Origin of the sequence: Ornithinibacillus caprae (genome assembly GCF_009728145.1) — a bacterium.
Lineage (GTDB): Bacteria > Bacillota > Bacilli > Bacillales > Amphibacillaceae > Ornithinibacillus > Ornithinibacillus caprae.
On the sequence record NZ_WOCA01000011.1, the window covers coordinates 35,460 to 55,691 of the forward strand.

Here is a 20,232-nt window from a genome sequence, read left to right on the forward strand (position 1 = left end):
AAGGAGTTTTTAAATGAGACTGTACATGAAAGTGATGATAGGAATTGTGTTGTTTTTTTCTGTTTGCTTTATGGGATTCATACCTGTTTTTGCAAGTGTTGATATGGAGGATGACTTTCTAGAAAAGCTAGAGGAATGGGAAGAACAAGGAATTGATCCGAACCATACCGAAGTAGTGTTAACTATCAATGATTACATTGAAAATAATATCGATTCAAATGTATTTGCAAGTCTTCACATTGATCGGGAGCAAAGAGATCTGGGCGTAATTGTGCTTTCGTTTACCGAAGAAATCTCAGCGGAGCATAAGAGTCATATCGAAGGATTGTTAGATGAACATGCAGAAATTGAGTTTCGAACAGTTGATTATACTGAGGAAGAATTAATAAAAAAGCAGCAGGAAATTGACTTACTTGAATTAGAAAATGAAGGTATTTCCGTTGTTCATACTGGTGTTGACGTCATTGCTAATAAAGTAGAGGTAGGAATCGACCCATATAATGATGAGGAAGCGGCAGTGATTTACGAAAAATACGGCGATGAGATGATCACGGTTGTAGAAGGTAAACAGGCTACTATACTAAATGGAGACAATCGTGCGGAAACTGAAGTTAACGATGTAGAAATTGTGGAGGAATCGGAAGAAGATAAAAACTGGTTTCTAAAAATAGTTACTTCAATTAGTAACTGGTTTAGTAATCTTTTTTAATATGTGATATTCTTGGGGTATCTAATAAGAACGGAGGTTTTCTTAGTGGCATTTGTAAGATTGCGATTCCAAACTTTGAACAACTAACTGAATATGTTCAAAGACTCTGCTTGTGCTGCAGAGTAAACGGGAATGGTCTGCCCTTTTTTAGGAAACTTTATAATATAAAAAGTATGGAGGGGGGGTCTAGTGAACCCTCTTTTTTCTAAATACTAATATCCACTGTTTACAAAAGCACAGGCAGACGTCTGTGCTTTTTGTTATTAGCATATAGCAAAGTTTTTAACTATCAAAATAAAATAATAAGGAAGTGTTCGCATGACTTTAACAAATGAACAAGTAATAGAAATTGCATTAAAGCATGGATTAAAACTACAGCAGAATTCTTTAGTGCGTAATGAATCTGGGCTAGATTTTCAAGTTGTTTTTGCGAGTGATGATGCAGGGGAAAAGTGGGTTTTACGTTTACCTAGACGTAATGATGTTGTTCCAACTGCGAAAAAAGAAAAAAAGATCTTAGAACTTGTTAAAGGAAAACTGCCAATACAGTCACCTGTTTGGGAAGTTTTCTCCGATGATTTAATAGCTTATAAACAGTTAAAAGGTGTCCCTGCAGGAACCATCGATCCGGAAGCAAAAGCATATGTATGGGAGATTGATGAAAAAAATGTACCTACACATTTTAATCAGACATTGGGTAAAGCCATGGTAGCTTTGCATAATGTGGATCATAAAGGTGTGCTAGAAATAGGAATTCCAACGAAGGGGCCAAAGGACATTAGGGTATCTATGAAAGAGAGAATGGATAATGTGAAATCGGAATTTGGGGTTGGGGAAGAACTTTGGAAACGGTGGCAAAATTGGCTTCAAAATGATGATTTTTGGCCAAAACAAACAGCGTTTATTCACGGTGATTTACATGCTGGTCATATATTAATTGATCGAGGCACTCAGGTTACGGGATTTATTGATTGGACAGAGGCTAGGGTTGATGATCCGGCACATGACTTTGTCTCTCATAATATGATATTTGGGGAGAAGGCCCTTAAAGAATTGATGAAAGCGTATGAAGAAGCAGGGGGCTATGTGTGGCCGAAAATGTTTGAGCATATTATGGAACTAACGGCTGCATATCCAGTAGGAATAGCAGAGTTTGCAATCAAATCGGATCTGGATGAATATAAGGAAATGGCCAAGCAAACACTTGGGGTAAAGTAGTCAAATTAGAGCATCTCTTTAAAAGGGGTGCTCTTTTCTTATTGCTACGAATACAACATTTAAATAATTTGTAGTATAAAGCACCAAACATAAACGAAACCTATCAAATGAAACGTACATACGATTGGGGTGAGAAAATGCCGTACAGAGAGCAAATACCGATTGATAAAGGATTAGATAATAGCTTGTCTTTAATGATGGAAGGCTACCGATATATTTCGAATAGACGAGAGAAGTTTGGAAGGGATATCTTTGAAACACGACTTCTAGGTGGTCAGAAAGCGATTTGTATAGCAGGAAAGGATGCAGCTGAAGTTTTTTATGATGAGGAAAAGTTTATCCGACAAGGAGCTGCCCCAAAAAGAGTGAGACAAACTATTTTTGGTGAGAAAGCAATTCAAACAATGGATGGTGCCTCCCACGAACACCGTAAAGCAGTATTTATGTCACTAATGAGTCGTGAGAGCTTAGAAGAAGTTGTGCATATTACGAGGGATGAATATGACCAATTTATCTCACGCTGGGAAGGAATGGATCGAGTTGTCCTTTTTGAGGAATCCAAGGAATTACTAACACGAGTTGCTTGTCGCTGGGCAGGGGTTCCTTTACAGGAAGAAGAGGTTAAAATTAGAACAAATCAACTTGCAGCATTATTCGATTCGGCTGCTGCAGTCGGACCAAGACATTGGCGTGGTAGACAGGCTCGTAATAGTTCAGAGAGTTGGATTAAGGGTATGATCGAGCAGATTCGTGCTGGGAATATGGAAACACAAGAAGGAACAGCACTCCATGAATTGGCTTGGTATCGTGATTCCAATGGGAAATTGTTAAATAGTCAGGTGACTGCTGTTGAAGTTATCAATATATTACGTCCTATTGTAGCTATTGCGGTATATATTGCATTTTGTGCATTGGCAATACATGATTTCCCAGAGCAAGCTGGCAAGTTAACTAGTAAAGATGATTCCTATGATGAAATGTTTGTCCAAGAGGTTCGAAGATATTATCCATTTTTTCCATTTGCGGCTGCCAGGGTAAAAAAAGACTTTTTATGGAAAGGGCATGATTTTAAAAAGGGGAATTTAGTGTTGTTAGATATTTATGGAACAAACCACCACCGGGACATTTGGGAACGCCCTTGGGAGTTTAATCCAAAGAGATTTGCAGATCGCAAGGATGATCCATTTGATTTTATACCTCAAGGTGGTGGGGATTATCATAAAGGACATCGTTGTCCCGGAGAATGGTTAACAATTGAGGTTATGAAAGTTAGTGTAGATACCTTTGTGCGGAAAATGTATTATGATATGCCTAAGCAGGATTTAAATTATAGTATGATGAGAATGCCTAGTTTACCGAAAAGTAGGGTTATCCTTACAAATATAAAACGGAAGCTCTGATGTTTTTTGCATCAGGGTTTTTTCTATTGGCAGATAAGAAAGCTTTCTTATAATTCATACGTTAACTGAATTAACGTTTCTAAATCTAAATGTATTAATAATAATGAATTTCCCTTCATTTTTATACTAGGACAAGTCATTGATGAATAACTTGATAAGTAGATACTGTAACTGGGGGAATTTAAATGGAAATTCATGTCGTGAAACGTGGTGAATCCCTATGGAGGATCGCGCAGATGTATAATGCGGATGTGAACCAAATATCGTTAGTAAATCAGTTGGAAAATCCTAATGTGCTTGTAGGAGGGCAGGCACTTGTTATTCCTGAGCTTGATCAAGAATATGTTGTACAATCGGGAGAGAGTCTTTGGCAGGTGGCAAATCGTATAGGAATTACGGTTGAAGATCTTGTTCAAGTAAATGGCATAACAGATCCTAATTTAATTTATGTTGGTGAGATGCTTAAACTACCCTTTTTTCCTCACAATGTACAGCCAGGTGAATATCTCTGGTCCATCGCACAACGCTACGGAGTTACCATTAATCAAATATTACAAGTAAATAATATTGAAAGTCCCTCATTAATTTATCCAGGTCAAACATTGAGAATCCCAACGGAAGCTAAACCTATTATTGAAGTTAATGCGTATACTACCCAAATGAATGAATCAGGTAGGCAGGAAGTTTTGGCTTTAGGTAGAAATTTCACCTATTTATCGCCTTTCATGTATAGCTATCGAGAAGATGGTTCGCTTACAGAGATGCAGGATGTACAAGTAATAGAGGCGTCGAGAGCTAATAATGTCTTACCACTTCTTGTGTTAACCAATTACTCCAATCAAACATTTGATTCAGATTTAGGTGCTGCTTTACTGCGAAATACAACAGCACAGGAAACATTAATAACGAACATTCTAAGTATAATGCGAGAAAAGGGGTATTCCGGATTAAATATTGACTTTGAATATTTATATCCGGAAGATCGTGAAAATTATAATGCTTTTTTACGAAGGGTTGTCGCAAGGTTACGTCCAGAAGGTTATTCTGTGTCAACCGCTTTAGCACCAAAGGAAAGAGCCGACCAGCAGGGCTTATTATACGAAGCTCATGATTATTCAGCCCACGGAGAAATCGTGGATTTTGTTGTTTTAATGACCTATGAATGGGGATGGGCTGGGGGGGAACCTTGGGCAATTGCACCGATTAATAAAATACGTGATGTCCTAGATTATGCTGTAACTGCCATTCCTACAAATAAGATTTTGATGGGAATTCCGTTATATGGTCGAGATTGGCGTATTCCGTGGGTCCAAGGGACAATAGCGCAGACAGTTAGCCCAGTACAAGCGGTGAATCGAGCGGCTGATTATGGAGTTGATATCCAGTATCATGAGACATACCAAGCTCCGTACTATAGGTATATGGATGAAAATCAACAAGAACATGAGGTGTGGTTTGAAGATGCTCGTAGTATGCAAGCGAAATATGACCTAATAAAGGAGTACGGATTAAGAGGGGGGAGCTATTGGGTTTTAGGAAATCGTTTCCCACAAAACTGGGCAGTGTTGCAAGACAACTTTACGATTCGGAAATTGTAACGGATTAACGATCAAAAAAACACCATTAACGAAGATAGTCGTTGAGGGTGTTTTTTATGATTATAGAGGATTTTGCAGAAATTTGTTGAATGGGTTAGTATAGGATTTTGATAGAAGCGGTTATTTAGGAGGAAATCAGTTGAAGGAAAAGGTTTTATGGGTAGGAATATTACTAGTTTTAATAAGTAACATTGGTAATTATATATTTTTTCAATCTAAACAATTAGAAGAGCCGATATTTTTAGATCATTATATTACAAAAGAAATTTACGACGAACAGCATGAGGTTCAACTTACTTTTTATTATCTAACTAACAAGAAAGATCCTGATACAGTTAGCTATGCAGAGGTTAATGAGGTTATGTTACATCCTGAAAATAATGCATGGATGTGGTTTGATAATCATCAACAACCTCGAGTACACTATGAACAAGAATATAGTCACTATTATTTAATGGCTGCTACATTTCGTGTTCCTGTAGATATGTTAAGTTTGGAAGCCGGTGATTCATGGTCATTTGAAAATATCAATGTTTATTTTTCGAATGGTCAACAAGTAGCTGATATCGGTAAGGTAAAAATCACGAAGTTGAATCGGGCTAATGAGGGATTTGATTTTCGTATGAGTGGTAGCAGTCATAGGGGTGTGAATGTTATTACGGCTAGAGAAAAATTAAATATAGTAGATATTCAGCTGCCTTTTGCCGAAGAAATCTCGAATGATATTGCTATGAAGGTAGATTCGGATAATGAACAAATAAAAGAGGAATTTGACTACCACCAAACTCGTTCGGATAGTGCTGGAGACGATCTTCAAATTGCCTGGAAGGATGTACCCGGAATAGAATTAACCCAAGATGTGTTTCCAATTACTTTGGAAAAAGACGGTTGGATAAAAATCTCTACAAAACTAAGTGATAACCGAATAAGCTTCTTTGATTTTTCTATGAGTGTTATCGGAGAAACAGAATCAGGTGAGGAAATTATTGGCCAAAGCCATATACTAGATCATCCATACCTAGAATCTGAAGATGTTCAGGAGCTTATCAATAAAAAGGGAGGAGGAACGAAATGAGTAATTCATTTAGAAAAATATTTTGGGGCTTTTTCTTAGTATTAGTTGAAATCAATATCTTAATCGATATTCTTCCTGATCCAGTTGGTTATTTCTTAATAATTTCAGGTTTATCAAGTTTGATAGAGGAATTTACGATTGGTAAAAAAGCACTGAATTGGGCGATTGTATTGTGTATTCTATCAATCCCGAGTGTTTTCGTGTCACAACATTCAATTAATCAAACAATTAATCCTTTATCGTTTTGGCATATATACATATCAGTATTAGCTTTATTAAAGATAATTCTAGTTTTCTACATGTTTCAGCTTATGGTTAGGATTGCAAGAGAGTGGAGAGCAGAAAATTTACTAGATTGGACGTTTAAATTTTCTAAAATATACTTGGTATTCATGTTTATCTTTTTAATGTTGCAATCATTTCATATGAATGTAAACACTGATTTTGTCATGGGGATATCTGTTGTATGCTTAATCGGAGCATTAATTGTGGAAATAATGTTTTTGGTGTTACTACGCCGTTTTAAGAAGCTAGATGAAGATTTTTCTGATTCTAATAACTCTACTTTAGCTTAACAAAGAAAGGAGAAATCTCGGGAACTTCTCCTTTCTAATTTACATTATAGCCTTAACTATTGCTTGTTCATGTGCTTCTACTGTCTGGTTTATGTCTTCCTCTGTATGAACAATAGATAGTGAGTATCTATTTAATGGTTTGACGTATATTCCGAGATTTAATAACTCCAAGTCAATCGTTTGGCGAAGACTGCTATTCGCCTTCCACATATCCCGATAGTTTCGGATCGGTTGATTGGTTAAAATAATATTAAAAATACTTCCCATGCCGATTGTTTTCATCGGTATGTCATATTGACGATATAACTTCTCTAAACTACTACGTAAACGACTCGTTTTATTAAATAATTTTTCCATAGTATGGTCTTCTTCTAATAGTCGAATGGTCTCTAGTCCCGCTGCTAAGACGATCGGATGGCCGTTATACGTACCACTATGAAAAACGACGTCATTTTTTCTTCGACTTTCGCCCCCAACAGAGAATATGTCACTTTCCTGTGTTGGTGCACTAATCATCATGATGTCTTTTTTACCTCCAACAGCTCCTACTGGGAAGCCACCTCCAAGTACTTTTCCAAGTGCTGTTAAGTCAGGTTTTATTTGATAAACACTCTGTGCTCCACCTAAATGTACTCTAAAACCGGTCTTTACCTCGTCAAAGATTAATAGAATATCTAGATCTTCTGTAAGTTTTCGTAGACCATTGATGAATTCTGGCTCTGCAGGGATAAACCCACCTTGAATAGGTTCGATTATGATGGCTGCGAGTTGATGAGCATTTTCCCGTAAAATGTTTTCTGTTGCTTCTAAATCATTAAATGGCAGAATGATCGTTTGTTTTAATTCGTGGGTTGGAATCCCTTTTGATTCTGGTATTGCATGTGGTTGCCTTGGATTACCAGCTTCCTTTTCACTAGGATTGACACTTAGCAAAACCTGGTTGAACCCACCGTGATAATGACCTTCAAATTTACCGATTTTTTCTTTGCCGGTATACGCAATTGCCATTCTAATCGCTAGTAGGGTAGCTTCTAATCCCGAGTTTGTAAATCGTACCATATCAATTCCTGGATAGAGGTTAATTAGCTTTTCAGCCATTTTGACCTCTAATTCATGAGGTGTGCCAAAAATAGTTGTTCCGATCTGTTGCATATGCTCTGTAGTTGCTTTTACTATTCGATCATGTCCGTGTCCAGTAATCAAGGCACCGTAGCAAAGTAAATAATCAATATAACGTTGATCATCGACATCAATTAAATGACTTCCATTTGCTTGTTTCATTACAATAGGATGTGGTGGAAAGTATTTAATATTTGCCGAAATCCCACCAGGAATTACTTGCTTAGCACGCTGAAACATTGCTTCCGATTGAACCTTTACTCCACTTTCAAAAGAAGTGTCTATTCGCATTGATATTGACTCCTCGTAAAAAAGTAATCATCTTTACTAAGAGTATATGCAATGAAAGGAAAATATGCAATAAATATTTCTTTTATATTTATTTATGAAATTTTTATTTCATAAACTAGTTCTTTTTATGGTAAAAGACATCGTATTGATCCCATAGATCCTCTAGGTTTTCCAGCCGTTGGTTGATTTCATCAGGTCTCTGTTTGCCAATAAAAGCAATTAGTGAGTTAATCAAACTAAGGGGAGCAACAAAGGAATCTAAGAATGAGGGCATCTTACTAGTAGCCTGTAGCGAAACGTTGGCATATTGTGTAATTGGAGATAAGAGACTATCCGTAATTGCAATAATTTTTGCTTGTTTCTTATTAGCGTGAGAAACAATATCTATAGTACTTTTTGTATACCGTGTAAAACTAATACCTATTACAACATCATTTTCATTTAATTGGTATATACGTTCGAATGCTGATTCACTCGAAGAAACAAGCTCGCTATTTCCAAAAATGATATCTAAATAATATTGTAAAAACACACCTAGTGAAACAGCGCTGCGATTTGCAACAATATATATTTTTTTAGCATTCAATATGTAGTCAGCTGCTTTTTGAAATTCTTCAATATTTATATTTTCCATGGTGGCACGTATGTTTGTGATATCGTCCTCTAAGATTTCATAGATTCCTTGTTCTTGTTCACTATACACGGACCTTGACATTTGTAATCGTTCAACGGTATTTAATTGTTTTTCCACGGAATCATACATATATTGCTGTAGTTCGTTGTATCCGGCATACCCTATAAAATTTGCAAATCTTACAACCGTGGCTTCACTTACTCCAGTTATTTTAGCTAGCTTTCCTACTGTTAAAAAAGCAGCAGAATGGGGATTTTCAAGAATATAAGAAGCAATTTTCTTTTGTGATTTACTCATGCTCGGAACTTTTTCAGCAATTGTTTTCAATACGTTATTTTGTGACAATTTAGGTTCCCCCTTCTTTACTATATTTCTTTTTCATATAAAACGGACAGTTTACCTAGGCTTTTAGGTCATATCCTGAGGTACTTACAATCGGTGAAGGTAAATGAAACTAACTGATTGAAGATTTACTTTATCCCGCATGTAACGGGCAGTAAGACCCCCACATCAAGACGTTGAAGTGAAGAAGGATAAGTGGGGGATCAACGGCCCGTAAATGTCCGATTGGTTCAACTAACATTCAGTGGGGATGAAGAAAACTCCCACTGATATGAAGTTTTACTTTATAGTCCTCTCCAGAAGTTCGGTGAATTTCTTCTTTTCTTGATCTGTAAAGGGCTTAGGTCCCTTTGTTTTCTGACCACTTCTTCTTGCCTTTGCACTCGCATGTCTAGTCTGTAAAAGTTGGTCTATGTTTTCATTTGTATAAGCAAAGCCTTTATGATGTAAAACAATGCATCCCTTTCCTAAACCAAGGGAAGCCAGACCGTAATCTTGTGTTATAATAATATCGTTTTTTTGAGCTAGTTTCATAATCCGATAATCTGCTGCATCGGCTCCTGTATCTACATATACTGTCTCGACTCCATCGATCTCCTCATCATGTGAAAAGTGACTGAAGCTTTTTACTAGAATGACAGGTATCTGAGCTTTTTTGGCTATTTTAATTACTATATCTTTGACTGGACTTGCATCTGCATCAATATATATTTTCATAGCTTTCTCCTATTTGGCGCTTTTCTTTCATCTAATCGAATGCGGAGGTATTTGTCAACCATAAGAGGATGGAGAAGGAATGAAAGAGGAAGAATGAGAAAGCCTGTTAATCGACCAAGCATGGTTATTTTCCCGCATTTAACGGGGAGTATCCCCCACTTTAAAACTACGAGGTGAAACCAAGGAGATTAAGTGAAGGCACTGCCCATAAATATCCGATACGTTCAGTGGTCTATAGGTCATACTTCTAAACAATCAGAGGGGATAAAAAAACGTCTGATGGGATTCACTTCATCACATTTCCAGTTTTGTCTAGAAATTGTGGTTCGTTTCCTATCACATTTGGATCAATTTGGTGGAATAACCATAATTGAAAATCCGTACCAGTTAGTGGAATGAGATGTGCTTTTTCATCTTGGAGAATAACAGATGAGACGTCCGCTGTGGCCAATCCTATATAATACCTATCCTTTCCAGTCGAAAGACCTCCATTTGTATTATCTTTTGTTATTGTACCTGCTCCGAACATATCAACATATTTCCACCCATAGTTGCCTTTTTTAAATAGGGCTACTCCCAAATAGTCTTTCGTATTAACTATCTCTGAATAGAAAGGTATGTAGGCATAATCGTCATCTGTGTATATCGGATCAAGAGGCTCCTGTATTTCCAATATGGGTTCATTTAAATTATTCATTGCTTCTATAGGGGTTTGATAGGAAGATATCCGATTATTTATATCCAAGTAAATAATTATACCTGCTAGTAAAACAACAATAATCCCCAATCGATATAAGCCTTTATGCATAGTTTCCTCCTTCCTCTTTTGTTTTTAATTATATATTATAAAGTATTCAGAAAATACATTCAAGTCTAAATTGTTCTGGTGCCTGTCACTTGTCGAATTTCGACAAGTGACAGGCACTTTGAAAGAAAAAATATAATAAATGTCTTTTAAATACAGTCGTAATTGATTATGATTAATTTAATTGATCTCGTGTGTTTTTATATAGGGGAGTAAATACGTTTAGTTCAATCTTCACTAGAATGGAAACATAAACATGAGATGTACGTAGCTAAAATATAGAAGAATAGACCTTAATTGATTCCAGAAGATACGTTATACGGCTCTTTTGGATAGAAAACGAATGGTAGAAAGAGAGAGATTGCATGGAAAGTTCAATTGTGATTGATAAAATGCGAGATACTGACTGGGAACGGGTACGTGATATATACATCGAAGGAATTCAAACTGGAAATGCTACATTTGAAACGGTTGCTCCAAAATGGGAGGAATGGGACCAAGGTCATTTGAATGAGTGCCGGTTGGTCGTACGTGAAAATGGCGAAGTAATTGGCTGGGGAGCTTTATCTCCTATTTCTAGAAGAGCAGCTTATAATGGCGTTGCAGAGGTAAGTATTTATTTTAGTATGAACAGTGTTGGCAAAGGAATTGGTAGTCGATTACTGAAGAGAATTATAGATGATAGTGAAGAAAATGGTTTTTGGACATTACAAGCTAATATTTTTCCTGAGAATGCGGTGAGTATTCATTTGCATGAAAAACATGGTTTTGAGATTGTTGGTACCCGAAAGCGAATAGGAAAATTAAATGGTGTTTGGCGAGATGTGGTACTGATGGAAAGAAGAAGTAAAATTGTTGGAATGGACTAAGGGGTGTTGAAATGGAACAGGTGGTCACAAAAGCATTTGCTAATCAACTGGAACAATCCGAATTATCCTTACTAACATCCAGACTTGAAGCGATTGAAAATCTTCCTGATAATCCAATGGGAGTTGAAATTCAGGATTTTGGAAAAGCAAGGGCCTTTTCTGTGAAGGGTATCCCTGGCCCATCTTATAATACAGTAAAAGGAATAACTGGGGATGATGTAGGTTACATCGAACAGATTTTAGCGTTTTATAAAAAACGAGATATACCTGCTAGATTTGAAATTACCCCTGCGACAAGTACTCCTGAATTGTTTCAACAATTACAGAGGCAAGGGTTCTATCAACATAATTTCCATACAACGTTATATGGTTCAATTAATGAACTACATACCGGATTACATGCATCTGTATCCATTCGAAAGCTGAAAAAAGATGAATTTCCTATTTTTGCAGATATATATGTACGAGGCTTTTCTATGCCGGATTTTTTAAAGGAATTTGTTGCCCAAAACAATGAGGTACTATATGAAAATCCATCCTGGCATTTTTATGTAGCACAGGTGGAAGGTGAACCAGTAGGTATTGGTGTGCTGCACATGAAGGATCATATCGGAACACTTGCTGCTTCTGCAACAGTTCCAGAATTTAGAAATCGTGGAGTACATAATGCATTAGTAAATTATCGAATAGAACAAGTAAAACAAGTATCATGCGATGTTATAGTTGGACAGGCAGCCTTTGGGAGTACAAGCCAGCTTAATATGCAAAAAGCAGGAATGAAAATTGCTTATACAAAAGCCTTATGGGTGAAATAATATAGATAACGACAAATAGATTGGATTGAAATGATGAAATCAGCAGTAGATTTACAAGTCAAACAAAAATATATTACTAAGTATCAAAAAGGATATCCACTCGTGAATAAAGATACAATTCAAAACGCTGAGTTACTACAAGAAGAGGGAGCAATTTTTAATCTAGTAGATCCAAAAAGAAACTTCATTGCTAAGGGATATTATGGGATTCAAAATAAAGGGATTGGCTGGATACTTTCTCATAATAAAGGAGAGAAAATTGATTTTCCTTTCTTTAAGTCAAAAATGGAACATGCAATGAAAAAACGAGTATCCTTTTTTGAAGAGTCCCAAACAAATGCATTTCGCATTTTTAATGGAGAAGGCGATGGAATTGGTGGCATAACCATTGATTTCTTTGATGGCTATTATTTAATAAATTGGTACAGTGAAGGAATTTATTCTTTTAAGGAACAGATTATTCGTGCGTTAGAGGACCTTGGGGATTATAAAGGGATATATGAAAAGAAACGTTTTGATACAAAAGGAAAATATATTGATGATGATGATTTTGTAAAAGGGGAACGCGGACAATTTCCGATTATTGTGAAGGAAAACGGTATGAATTACGCAGTGTATTTAAATGATGGTGCAATGGTTGGGATATTTTTAGATCAACGAGATGTAAGAAAGGTAATTAGGGATAAATATGCCTTAGATAAAAATGTGCTGAATACATTCTCTTATACGGGAGCTTTTTCAGTAGCAGCTGCACTTGGCGGAGCGGCAAAGACGACTAGTGTAGATTTAGCTAAACGAAGTAAAAGTAAAACAATAGAACAGTTTAGTGCAAATGGCATAGATTTTGAACAGCAGGATATCGTTGTGATGGATGTGTTTGACTACTTTAGGTATGCTAATCGAAAAAATTTAACGTTTGACCTTGTTATTTTAGATCCTCCTAGTTTTGCGCGATCTAAAAAACGTACCTTTAGCACAGCGAAGGACTACCCAGGATTAATCAAGGATGCTATATCTGTTACGGAGGAAAATGGAGTAATTGTAGCCTCAACAAATAGTGCAACATTTGGTATGAAAAAGTTTAAAGGTTTTGTAGAGCAAGCGTTTAGAGAAATGAATGAAAAATATCGTATTGTAGATGAATATAGTCTTCCACACGATTTCCGAACAACTAATGAATATCCAGAGGGTAATTATCTAAAAGTATTATTTATCAAGAAGGGAAATTAACTTTTTGAAACTTCACACGATCTATAGTCGTATTGTAATCTAAGCGACTAAGGTGGGAGGGTGAAGGTCTTGAATTATGAAAGTGGTGGTGTAGCATTTGTTGGTTGTATCATTCTAGGGGTAGGTATTGGTATGGCGTTAGACCATGTGGCTGCTGGGTCCGTCATTGGTGTAGGAGTAGGTTTTTTAGCAATGGCATTTTTCGGAGTGCTTGGAAGGGGAAATTCGGATTAAAATATATTTCTAGTCGTATCTTTTTAGATGCGGCTTTTTTGATATTTTTGTGGTTAAGAGAATTTCAATAAATGTTTGGCGAATGCCAAGTTTTCTAAGTATGAGAGGAGTATTAAATATGTCTGGATTAGTGTTTGTAGGATGTATGTTCCTTGGAATTGGTATTGGTATGTTATTTGATAATGTAGCTGCTGGAACCATGATTGGAATGGGAATCGGCTTTCTTGGAACAGCGTTACGGGGTAGGAGAGCTAGATGAAAAGAATATAGTAACTAAGAAATCGTGTCTTCCATTAGGGAGGCTTTTTTTGGGCAGATAGGATAGTATAAACTTTCCTATCCTGCATAAGTGCAACTAAGGCATTCATCATAAAGGCTTGGCGAATGCCAAGTTTTCTAACATAATTTTCTTGATTATTACATACATTTATTATATACTACATTACAACACTAATGCACTATGTTGGTTAAAGGGAGGGTGTTAGCCCCAATGCTTAATACAGAAGGATCGAAGCCAATTTACATTCAGATATCAGAATGGATTGAAACAGAAATACTGAATGGCAATTTTAAGGAAGATGACAAAGTATATTCACAATATAAACTTGCAGAAATGTTTACGATCAATCCCGCAACAGCTGCGAAGGGTTTAAATTTACTTTATGAAGAAAATATTCTCTATAACAAGAGAGGGCTTGGTAAGTTTGTTTCTAGCAATGCAAAAGAAATTATTACGGATAAGCGAAAAAATCAAAAATTAAAAGGGCTGATTCAAGAAGTAGTCCTAGAATCTGAGCGTTTAAATGTATCTGACGATGAATTAATTGAGATGATTAAAACATTAATGGAGGAACGTAAGGGGGAGCTGAAATGAATGTTGTTGAATGTAAGGGGTTAGCGAAACATCAAGGTAGTGTGAAAGCTTTAGATGACTTGAGCTTTACAATTAAAGAAGATACGATTACGGGCTTAATTGGTAGAAATGGGGCAGGGAAAACGACACTTCTAAAAATATTGGCTGGATATTGGTATGAATCATCTGGTGAAGTACGCGTTTTTGACGAACATCCCTTTAATAGCTTAACCGTATCGGCTAATACGATTCTAATTGATGATCAGATGTCTTTTTCCAATTCACTTACTTTACAGGAATTACTTCAGGAAGCGAGTAATTTTTATATGAATTGGGATATGGAGTTAGCGCAACGTTTATTTTCATATTTCAATTTTGACTCTAAACAGATTCACGAAAATTTATCAAAAGGGAAAAAAAGCACATTCAATATCATTATTGGTTTAGCAGCTAAGTGTGCGTTAACGATTTTTGATGAACCAACAACTGGAATGGATGCTGCAGTTAGGAAGGATTTTTACCGTGCGTTATTAAAGGATTACCTTGCCCACCCAAGAACGATCATCATATCAAGTCATCATTTAGATGAAGTAGAAGACCTGTTGGAGGATGTTCTATTAATTAATGAAGGTAAGAGATATTTACATCTGTCCATTGATGATTTGAAGGAATATGCGATTGGTTTACGTGGAAAGTCAGCAATTGTAAGGCAATGGTTAAATGATAAGGAAGTGATCCATAGCCAAAGCATTGGTACGGATCGTTCGTATGTGGTTGTTAAAAATGATTTCGACCATGACCGAGCCACCCGTCTAGGAATAGAGGTTTCTCCAGTATCCCCAAGTGATCTAAGTGTCTATTTAACGAATCAAAAGCAGGGGGGAATTGATGATGTCTTTAGTAAACGTGAATTTAGGTAATGTAGTTAAGAAGCAATATTTGTTTAAATTAAGGTCTTATGTAGGAGTATTTACATCACTAGTAGTTTTACAGCTTATAGCACTCCTTTTTTCATTAGGCGGTACTGGTGGAGGAGGAGGGGGTAGCGGTAACTTTCATGTCATGATCAACTATTACTCCGGTGATGTCGTCATTATTTTTACGATATTATGGGTATTTATTAACGGAATACTAATTACGACAAAGGCATATCGCGAGGATGATTTTTCATTTGTTACCAACAGATTAACAAATAATCTGTCAAATATATTATTTTTATTAACTGCTAGTTTAGTTGGGGGAGTAACCGCTATTGCCTCGGGCATTTTACTAAAAGTAATTCGGTACTTTTTCTTTAATGCAGAACCTATTATTACAACATTCTCTATTAGTACAATTGAAATTATTTATGGTGTTTTGGCTACTATATTGTATGTATTTTTATTTGGTTCTCTTGGTTACCTTGTTGGCTCTCTCGTACAGTTATATAAAAAGCTCGCAATCATTTTACCAGTGGCATTCTTTGGAATTCTTTTTGCTCTCGCAAGTCGAGACATTATGCTTGTAGAAGGTGTTGGAGAATTCTATTTTAAGGAAACTTCATTTCTTCTATTTACGGTGAAGGTAATTACTACGTCCGGAATACTCTTAATAGTTTCATTAACGATCTCAAATCGACAGGAGGTTAGATTATGATAGCGATCTTGCCAATAGTAATAATCGTATTAATTTTGCTATTTTCAATCTTCCTCAACTATCGAGTGAAGATACTATCTGGACAAAAAGCGCAATGGTTACTCTTTGGATATTTCATTATCCTCGTTGTTTCATTTGGCATCTATTTGTTTATTCCCAAAGGGGCACCCCCTAGTTCGGAGGAACAGTATAAAGGTCCAGATCTATATTTAAATGCTATGGAAGGTAATGTTTCCAATATAGATAGTAAATATGTTGAGAGGACTTGGGAGTTTCCAATGGAAGAACCAGAGTTAAACGTAGAACTAGATTATATTATTAGCGATGGTCCTCCTGTATTTGTAGAAGAAGCAGATATTGATTCGTTAGAAGTGATACTCTATAAAACTCCTACCATTATTAATGGTGGAATTGATATTACAGATCGTATTCCAAATGCAAGTGTTCAGTTGACGGGGAGTAATAAACTACAACTTTATAATCCAAATCCGATAGAGATTGAATATAGTGGTTATGTACCGGAATTCACGTTGACTCAATTTAAACAGGGAGTAAGTAATAGCTTACGTATAACTGGGACATTCATATCCTTTGGAGACCAAATCCTCTATATACGTGTGCCACAACATATAGAGGTTAATACGGATTCACTAGAGGGTATACAATTCGTCGGGAAGGAAAATGAAGATTAAAAACGGATATATTTTTCAGTTTATCCCGCATGTAACGGGCAGTAAGAACCCCACTTCAAGACTATGAAGTGAAGAAGGATAAGTGGGGGATCAACTGCCCGAAAATGTCCGATTGGTTCAACTAACATTCAGTGGGGGATGAAAAAAACCCCCACTGAATGAAGTTTCACTTTATCTAACGTACACTTTTTTTAGAAAACTTGGCTTTTGCCAAGCCTTTATGGCAAAAGCCTTAGTTGCACTTATGCAGCATAAGAAAGCTTATACTTTCTTATCTGCCTAGAAAAAATACTTTTCCTTAGATCAAAATTAACCAAATGCCCTCTCCCTTAATAAGCTATAGTAGTAAGGAATATTGGAGGTACTACACATGAGTAATGAGGGTGTCGGCGTAGTATTTATTAGTTGCTTATTGTTGGGGGCGGGTTTAGGAACGTTATTTGGAAGCTTTGAGTTTGGCGGGTTAATCGGCCTAGGTATTGGATTAATCATTGTTTTGTTATATCGGACAAAAAGACCCGACAATCATTAATTATAATCAAACGTTTGACTTATTGAAGATTAATACATTTGGTCAAACGTTTGATATTTTTTCGTAATAATAAAACACATAATGGAAAAGGCTTGTTATCGTTACATGCGAAACAAGCTTATTTCATTATTATAGAGATAAATTAATGCTGCCTTTTTGCTGAATAAAAATCAAAGGAATCCATCGCTAATGTTACTCCTTGGGAAAATGCAGCACCTCCACCTAATGCCGAACAAATTGCTACAGTTTCCATAATCTCCTCTTCTGTTGCACCGTGTTCTACAGCACCCTTCGTATGATAAATAATACAGTATTCGTCTTGTGCGTGAATACTTATCCCAAGTGCCATCAATTGCTTTTGTTTTTGGTCTAATGCCCCTGCCTCAAAACAAGCATCGGTAAATTTAAAATAGCTCTTGGTTACTTCTGGCATATGTTTTTCTAAACGGCTACTTCCATGTTTGTAATCCAAGATAGATTGATCAAAGTAATTGGCCACTTCTTCATGATTCATTTCCATTTCGCACACTCCATCCGTAAGTATTGTACTACATAGATTATGCTCTAATAAAAAATGGAAAATATGTATGTCATAAAATGGAATTAATGGTTTTGCTTGTTTAGAGGCTCTTCGTAATAACCATGCTTTTCTCCGTAATAATTGTCGTAACGAGTTTTAAATTTTTCATATAAATAAGTGACTAGTACCTTTAAAAGGGCATAACCAGGAATACCTAAAATAACACCTATTATTCCAAAGAGGTTACCTGCCACAAGTAGTACAATGATGATCGTTAAAGGATGGATTTTCATCGTTCTCCCCATAACATTTGGGGAGACAAAATTTCCTTCTAAAAATTGAACGGCAATCCATACGATTGCTAGTTTTAGAAGCATAAATGGAGAATCTACTAATGCAATAATTATTGCTGGAATGATTGCGATCGTTGGACCCAAATACGGAACAACACTGGTTACCGCAGCAATAATGGCAAGGGTAATAGCATAGTCTAAGCCAATAATTAAATATCCTATGAAAAGTAGAATTCCAATACAAGAGGCTACAATAATTTGTCCTTGGATATAAGAGCCAACTTGCACGTCCATATTATGTAGAATTTTTTTTACATCACTTCTAAATCTTGGTGGTAATAAACGGATGAAGTAGCTTTTGAATCGACTTGCATCCTTAAGTAAGAAGAAGAGAATAATAGGAAATGTAATGATTGCAACAACTACATTAGTAACAGTTGTAGCAACATTCCGCACTCCTTCAAATGCATTACCGATATAAGCTCCGATCATACCAGGAAGGTCGCTGAAATTAGAAATTAACCAGTTATATCCTTCATCATAGTAAGCTCCAAAAATAGAGTTTTGAATCCATGCAGTAATCCAATCCCCCATTTCACTTAAATAAGCTGGGAAATTTTTAACTAGATCTTTTACTTGGGCCTCAATAGCTGGGGCAGACAGGAGTACGAGTCCGGTTAATAATCCACTGATTCCAAGGATGATGATTATTATCCCCCATATCCGTTTAATCTTTATTTTTTCCAGTAGGTTAACAATGGGGTTCAATAAGTAATGTGCGATAAAAGCTAAAATGATTGGTGGTGTAATGGTAGATAAAATAATCATTAACGGGTTGAAAACGAATGATATTTTACTATAAATAAGTATGGTTATTCCAATTAGGATTAATAAAAGTAGTCCAAATATAAGATCGCTTCCCCCAACAAACCTCATAAAACGACTCGATAGCTTCATAACTTCATCTCCTTTATTAGCAGATAAGGAAGATAAGCTTTCTTATCCTGCATAAGTGCAACGACGGTTTTGCTATAAAGGCAGGCAAAAACCAAGTTTTCTATCATTAATTATAGATTATATAGGATAATAATTCCAACTAGGTAGCAATCTACATGTATAAAATAATCCTAACTTTTAATTTAAACGTCAATCGAGAAATATAGGCAGATGTTTGTTATAATTGAAATTACTCACGTTTATACAAAGGAGGCATATCCTCATTGAGTGATGAAGCTAAGTTACAAAAGGAAGCAATGCATACATTAAAGCTTACAAGTAGAACATTTTATATTCCGATAAAACTTCTAAAACCAACCTTAAAGAAAACAGTAGGCTCAGCGTATTTATGTATGCGGGCAATTGATGAAATTGAGGATGATGAACAGCTTTCGAATAAGACGAAAAGTGATTTGCTACGAAAAACAAGTGATTTATTAAAAGAAAGTTCGTTTAATGATGAAGCATATCAAAAACTATTAGAGCCTTATGCATCTATTTTACCTGATGTTACCAAAAGATTAGGTGATTGGATCCGATTCTGTCCGAATGGAGTTGTAGATAAAGTGAAAGAATCTACTAGTGTTATGGCAGATGGAATGGCAGATTGGGCAGAAAAAAACTGGCAAGTTAAAACAAAAGAAGATTTAGATGATTACACGTATTATGTTGCTGGACTTGTTGGTGTGATGCTATCAGATATTTGGGAATGGTATGATGGTACGAAAACAGACCGAGAATTAGCTATTGGATATGGTAGAGGTCTACAGGCAGTGAATGTACTACGAAATCAAGATGAAGATGCTGAACGAGGTGTTCAGTTTTTCCCTGCTAATTGGAGTAGAGAGGAAATGTTTCTTTACGCAGAAGGTAATTTACAAAAAGCAGATGAATATTTAAAGGATATTCAAACGAAAACTATTCTTACGTTCTGTAAAATTCCGCTCGCCCTTGCACATCGAACATTAAAAGCATTAAAGAGTGGAAAAGAAAAGATCTCACGTAGGGAAGTAGAAGAAACAGTGGAAGAAATTATAAATGACTAATGATCAGCTAGGTGCTCCTAGCTGTTTTTTTGTC

General features: G+C 36.1%; 23 protein-coding genes. 17 read left to right on the forward strand and 6 right to left on the reverse strand.

The window, feature by feature from the left end; translation table 11 throughout:
* Window positions 1–13: 13 nt before the first annotated feature.
* From GMD78_RS13595 to GMD78_RS13620, 6 genes are all read left to right on the forward strand, one after another.
* Complete coding sequence (locus GMD78_RS13595; protein ID WP_155669354.1) at window positions 14–709, forward strand: hypothetical protein; 696 nt, start codon at window positions 14–16, stop codon at window positions 707–709.
* Window positions 710–1,027: 318 nt separating this feature from the next.
* The gene (locus GMD78_RS13600) at window positions 1,028–1,927 is read left to right on the forward strand and encodes a macrolide 2'-phosphotransferase (protein ID WP_155669355.1); all 900 of its coding nucleotides are present in this window, start codon (window positions 1,028–1,030) and stop codon (window positions 1,925–1,927) included.
* Window positions 1,928–2,034: 107 nt separating this feature from the next.
* Window positions 2,035–3,327, forward strand: coding sequence for a CYP152 family fatty-acid peroxygenase CypC (gene cypC / locus GMD78_RS13605; RefSeq protein ID WP_246187664.1), 1,293 nt, complete (start codon window positions 2,035–2,037; stop codon window positions 3,325–3,327).
* 185 nt (window positions 3,328–3,512) lie between these two features.
* On the forward strand, window positions 3,513–4,925 hold the full coding sequence (locus tag GMD78_RS13610; protein WP_155669356.1) for a glycoside hydrolase family 18 protein: 1,413 nt from the start codon (window positions 3,513–3,515) through the stop codon (window positions 4,923–4,925).
* A gap of 139 nt (window positions 4,926–5,064) precedes the next feature.
* On the forward strand, window positions 5,065–6,000 hold the full coding sequence (locus tag GMD78_RS13615) for a hypothetical protein (protein ID WP_155669357.1): 936 nt from the start codon (window positions 5,065–5,067) through the stop codon (window positions 5,998–6,000).
* Window positions 5,997–6,575 (forward strand): hypothetical protein, encoded by a 579-nt coding sequence (locus GMD78_RS13620; RefSeq protein ID WP_155669358.1) that lies wholly within the window; start codon window positions 5,997–5,999, stop codon window positions 6,573–6,575. Before GMD78_RS13615 ends, GMD78_RS13620 begins: the two co-directional genes overlap by 4 nt.
* A 39-nt stretch (window positions 6,576–6,614) precedes the next feature.
* On the opposite strand, the gene GMD78_RS13625 is transcribed toward GMD78_RS13620, so the two are convergent.
* The 4 genes from GMD78_RS13625 to GMD78_RS13640 form a co-directional block, all read right to left on the reverse strand.
* A complete protein-coding gene (locus tag GMD78_RS13625) occupies window positions 6,615–7,985 on the reverse strand; it encodes an aspartate aminotransferase family protein (protein ID WP_155669359.1) in 1,371 nt (456 codons plus the stop codon).
* Between the two features lie 115 nt (window positions 7,986–8,100).
* Window positions 8,101–8,964: a MurR/RpiR family transcriptional regulator gene (locus GMD78_RS13630; protein WP_155669360.1), complete on the reverse strand. Its 864-nt coding sequence runs from the start codon at window positions 8,962–8,964 to the stop codon at window positions 8,101–8,103.
* Between the two features lie 276 nt (window positions 8,965–9,240).
* Window positions 9,241–9,678, reverse strand: coding sequence for a YaiI/YqxD family protein (locus tag GMD78_RS13635; RefSeq protein ID WP_155669361.1), 438 nt, complete (start codon window positions 9,676–9,678; stop codon window positions 9,241–9,243).
* Window positions 9,679–9,964: 286 nt separating this feature from the next.
* Window positions 9,965–10,486, reverse strand: coding sequence for a hypothetical protein (locus GMD78_RS13640; RefSeq protein ID WP_155669362.1), 522 nt, complete (start codon window positions 10,484–10,486; stop codon window positions 9,965–9,967).
* Window positions 10,487–10,848: 362 nt separating this feature from the next.
* Here GMD78_RS13640 and GMD78_RS13645 point away from each other — a divergent pair, with 362 nt between their 5' ends.
* From GMD78_RS13645 to GMD78_RS21390, 10 genes are all read left to right on the forward strand, one after another.
* A complete protein-coding gene (locus tag GMD78_RS13645; RefSeq protein WP_155669363.1) occupies window positions 10,849–11,352 on the forward strand; it encodes a GNAT family N-acetyltransferase in 504 nt (167 codons plus the stop codon).
* Between the two features lie 11 nt (window positions 11,353–11,363).
* Window positions 11,364–12,167 carry a GNAT family N-acetyltransferase gene (locus tag GMD78_RS13650; RefSeq protein WP_155669364.1) on the forward strand — a complete coding sequence of 268 codons (804 nt, stop codon included), beginning with the start codon at window positions 11,364–11,366 and terminating at the stop codon, window positions 12,165–12,167.
* A gap of 33 nt (window positions 12,168–12,200) precedes the next feature.
* Complete coding sequence (locus tag GMD78_RS13655) at window positions 12,201–13,397, forward strand: class I SAM-dependent rRNA methyltransferase (protein ID WP_155669435.1); 1,197 nt, start codon at window positions 12,201–12,203, stop codon at window positions 13,395–13,397.
* A 69-nt stretch (window positions 13,398–13,466) separates the two neighbouring features.
* Window positions 13,467–13,631 carry a hypothetical protein gene (locus tag GMD78_RS21385; RefSeq protein ID WP_196493825.1) on the forward strand — a complete coding sequence of 55 codons (165 nt, stop codon included), beginning with the start codon at window positions 13,467–13,469 and terminating at the stop codon, window positions 13,629–13,631.
* Between the two features lie 118 nt (window positions 13,632–13,749).
* Entirely contained in the window at window positions 13,750–13,890 is a 141-nt protein-coding gene (locus tag GMD78_RS13660) for a hypothetical protein (RefSeq protein WP_196493830.1), read from the forward strand.
* 231 nt (window positions 13,891–14,121) lie between these two features.
* The gene (locus tag GMD78_RS13665) at window positions 14,122–14,505 is read left to right on the forward strand and encodes a GntR family transcriptional regulator (protein WP_155669366.1); all 384 of its coding nucleotides are present in this window, start codon (window positions 14,122–14,124) and stop codon (window positions 14,503–14,505) included.
* Window positions 14,502–15,404, forward strand: coding sequence for an ATP-binding cassette domain-containing protein (locus GMD78_RS13670; protein ID WP_155669367.1), 903 nt, complete (start codon window positions 14,502–14,504; stop codon window positions 15,402–15,404). Before GMD78_RS13665 ends, GMD78_RS13670 begins: the two co-directional genes overlap by 4 nt.
* Window positions 15,373–16,119 carry a hypothetical protein gene (locus GMD78_RS13675; protein ID WP_155669368.1) on the forward strand — a complete coding sequence of 249 codons (747 nt, stop codon included), beginning with the start codon at window positions 15,373–15,375 and terminating at the stop codon, window positions 16,117–16,119. The genes GMD78_RS13670 and GMD78_RS13675 overlap by 32 nt, the downstream gene beginning before the upstream one ends.
* The gene (locus tag GMD78_RS13680) at window positions 16,116–16,811 is read left to right on the forward strand and encodes a hypothetical protein (RefSeq protein ID WP_155669369.1); all 696 of its coding nucleotides are present in this window, start codon (window positions 16,116–16,118) and stop codon (window positions 16,809–16,811) included. Before GMD78_RS13675 ends, GMD78_RS13680 begins: the two co-directional genes overlap by 4 nt.
* A 370-nt stretch (window positions 16,812–17,181) precedes the next feature.
* Window positions 17,182–17,343, forward strand: coding sequence for a hypothetical protein (locus tag GMD78_RS21390; protein WP_196493826.1), 162 nt, complete (start codon window positions 17,182–17,184; stop codon window positions 17,341–17,343).
* Between the two features lie 142 nt (window positions 17,344–17,485).
* Here the strand turns inward: GMD78_RS21390 and GMD78_RS13685 are convergent, their stop codons facing one another.
* Both GMD78_RS13685 and GMD78_RS13690 read right to left on the reverse strand, forming a co-directional pair.
* Window positions 17,486–17,863 (reverse strand): carboxymuconolactone decarboxylase family protein, encoded by a 378-nt coding sequence (locus tag GMD78_RS13685; RefSeq protein WP_155669370.1) that lies wholly within the window; start codon window positions 17,861–17,863, stop codon window positions 17,486–17,488.
* A gap of 83 nt (window positions 17,864–17,946) precedes the next feature.
* Entirely contained in the window at window positions 17,947–19,113 is a 1,167-nt protein-coding gene (locus tag GMD78_RS13690) for an AI-2E family transporter (protein WP_155669371.1), read from the reverse strand.
* 263 nt (window positions 19,114–19,376) lie between these two features.
* Between GMD78_RS13690 and GMD78_RS13695 the strand changes: the two genes are divergently transcribed.
* A complete protein-coding gene (locus GMD78_RS13695) occupies window positions 19,377–20,198 on the forward strand; it encodes a squalene/phytoene synthase family protein (RefSeq protein WP_155669372.1) in 822 nt (273 codons plus the stop codon).
* The last annotated feature ends 34 nt before the right edge of the window (window positions 20,199–20,232 follow it).

Excerpts from the sequence above, each read along its gene's own strand:
- GMD78_RS13655 (WP_155669435.1), top strand. The coding sequence starts at position 12,201 with ATGAAATCAGCAGTAGATTTACAAGTCAAACAAAAATATATTACTAAG.
- GMD78_RS13620 (WP_155669358.1), top strand. The coding sequence starts at position 5,997 with ATGAGTAATTCATTTAGAAAAATATTTTGGGGCTTTTTCTTAGTATTA.
- GMD78_RS13595 (WP_155669354.1), top strand. The coding sequence starts at position 14 with ATGAGACTGTACATGAAAGTGATGATAGGAATTGTGTTGTTTTTTTCT.
- GMD78_RS13690 (WP_155669371.1), bottom strand. The coding sequence starts at position 19,113 with ATGAAGCTATCGAGTCGTTTTATGAGGTTTGTTGGGGGAAGCGATCTT.
- GMD78_RS13670 (WP_155669367.1), top strand. The coding sequence starts at position 14,502 with ATGAATGTTGTTGAATGTAAGGGGTTAGCGAAACATCAAGGTAGTGTG.
- GMD78_RS13635 (WP_155669361.1), bottom strand. The coding sequence starts at position 9,678 with ATGAAAATATATATTGATGCAGATGCAAGTCCAGTCAAAGATATAGTA.
- GMD78_RS13600 (WP_155669355.1), top strand. The coding sequence starts at position 1,028 with ATGACTTTAACAAATGAACAAGTAATAGAAATTGCATTAAAGCATGGA.
- GMD78_RS13645 (WP_155669363.1), top strand. The coding sequence starts at position 10,849 with ATGGAAAGTTCAATTGTGATTGATAAAATGCGAGATACTGACTGGGAA.
- GMD78_RS13665 (WP_155669366.1), top strand. The coding sequence starts at position 14,122 with ATGCTTAATACAGAAGGATCGAAGCCAATTTACATTCAGATATCAGAA.
- GMD78_RS13650 (WP_155669364.1), top strand. The coding sequence starts at position 11,364 with ATGGAACAGGTGGTCACAAAAGCATTTGCTAATCAACTGGAACAATCC.
- GMD78_RS21390 (WP_196493826.1), top strand. The coding sequence starts at position 17,182 with ATGAGTAATGAGGGTGTCGGCGTAGTATTTATTAGTTGCTTATTGTTG.
- GMD78_RS13685 (WP_155669370.1), bottom strand. The coding sequence starts at position 17,863 with ATGGAAATGAATCATGAAGAAGTGGCCAATTACTTTGATCAATCTATC.
- cypC (WP_246187664.1), top strand. The coding sequence starts at position 2,035 with ATGAAACGTACATACGATTGGGGTGAGAAAATGCCGTACAGAGAGCAA.
- GMD78_RS13640 (WP_155669362.1), bottom strand. The coding sequence starts at position 10,486 with ATGCATAAAGGCTTATATCGATTGGGGATTATTGTTGTTTTACTAGCA.
- GMD78_RS13675 (WP_155669368.1), top strand. The coding sequence starts at position 15,373 with ATGATGTCTTTAGTAAACGTGAATTTAGGTAATGTAGTTAAGAAGCAA.
- GMD78_RS13625 (WP_155669359.1), bottom strand. The coding sequence starts at position 7,985 with ATGCGAATAGACACTTCTTTTGAAAGTGGAGTAAAGGTTCAATCGGAA.
- GMD78_RS13660 (WP_196493830.1), top strand. The coding sequence starts at position 13,750 with ATGTCTGGATTAGTGTTTGTAGGATGTATGTTCCTTGGAATTGGTATT.
- GMD78_RS13680 (WP_155669369.1), top strand. The coding sequence starts at position 16,116 with ATGATAGCGATCTTGCCAATAGTAATAATCGTATTAATTTTGCTATTT.
- GMD78_RS13610 (WP_155669356.1), top strand. The coding sequence starts at position 3,513 with ATGGAAATTCATGTCGTGAAACGTGGTGAATCCCTATGGAGGATCGCG.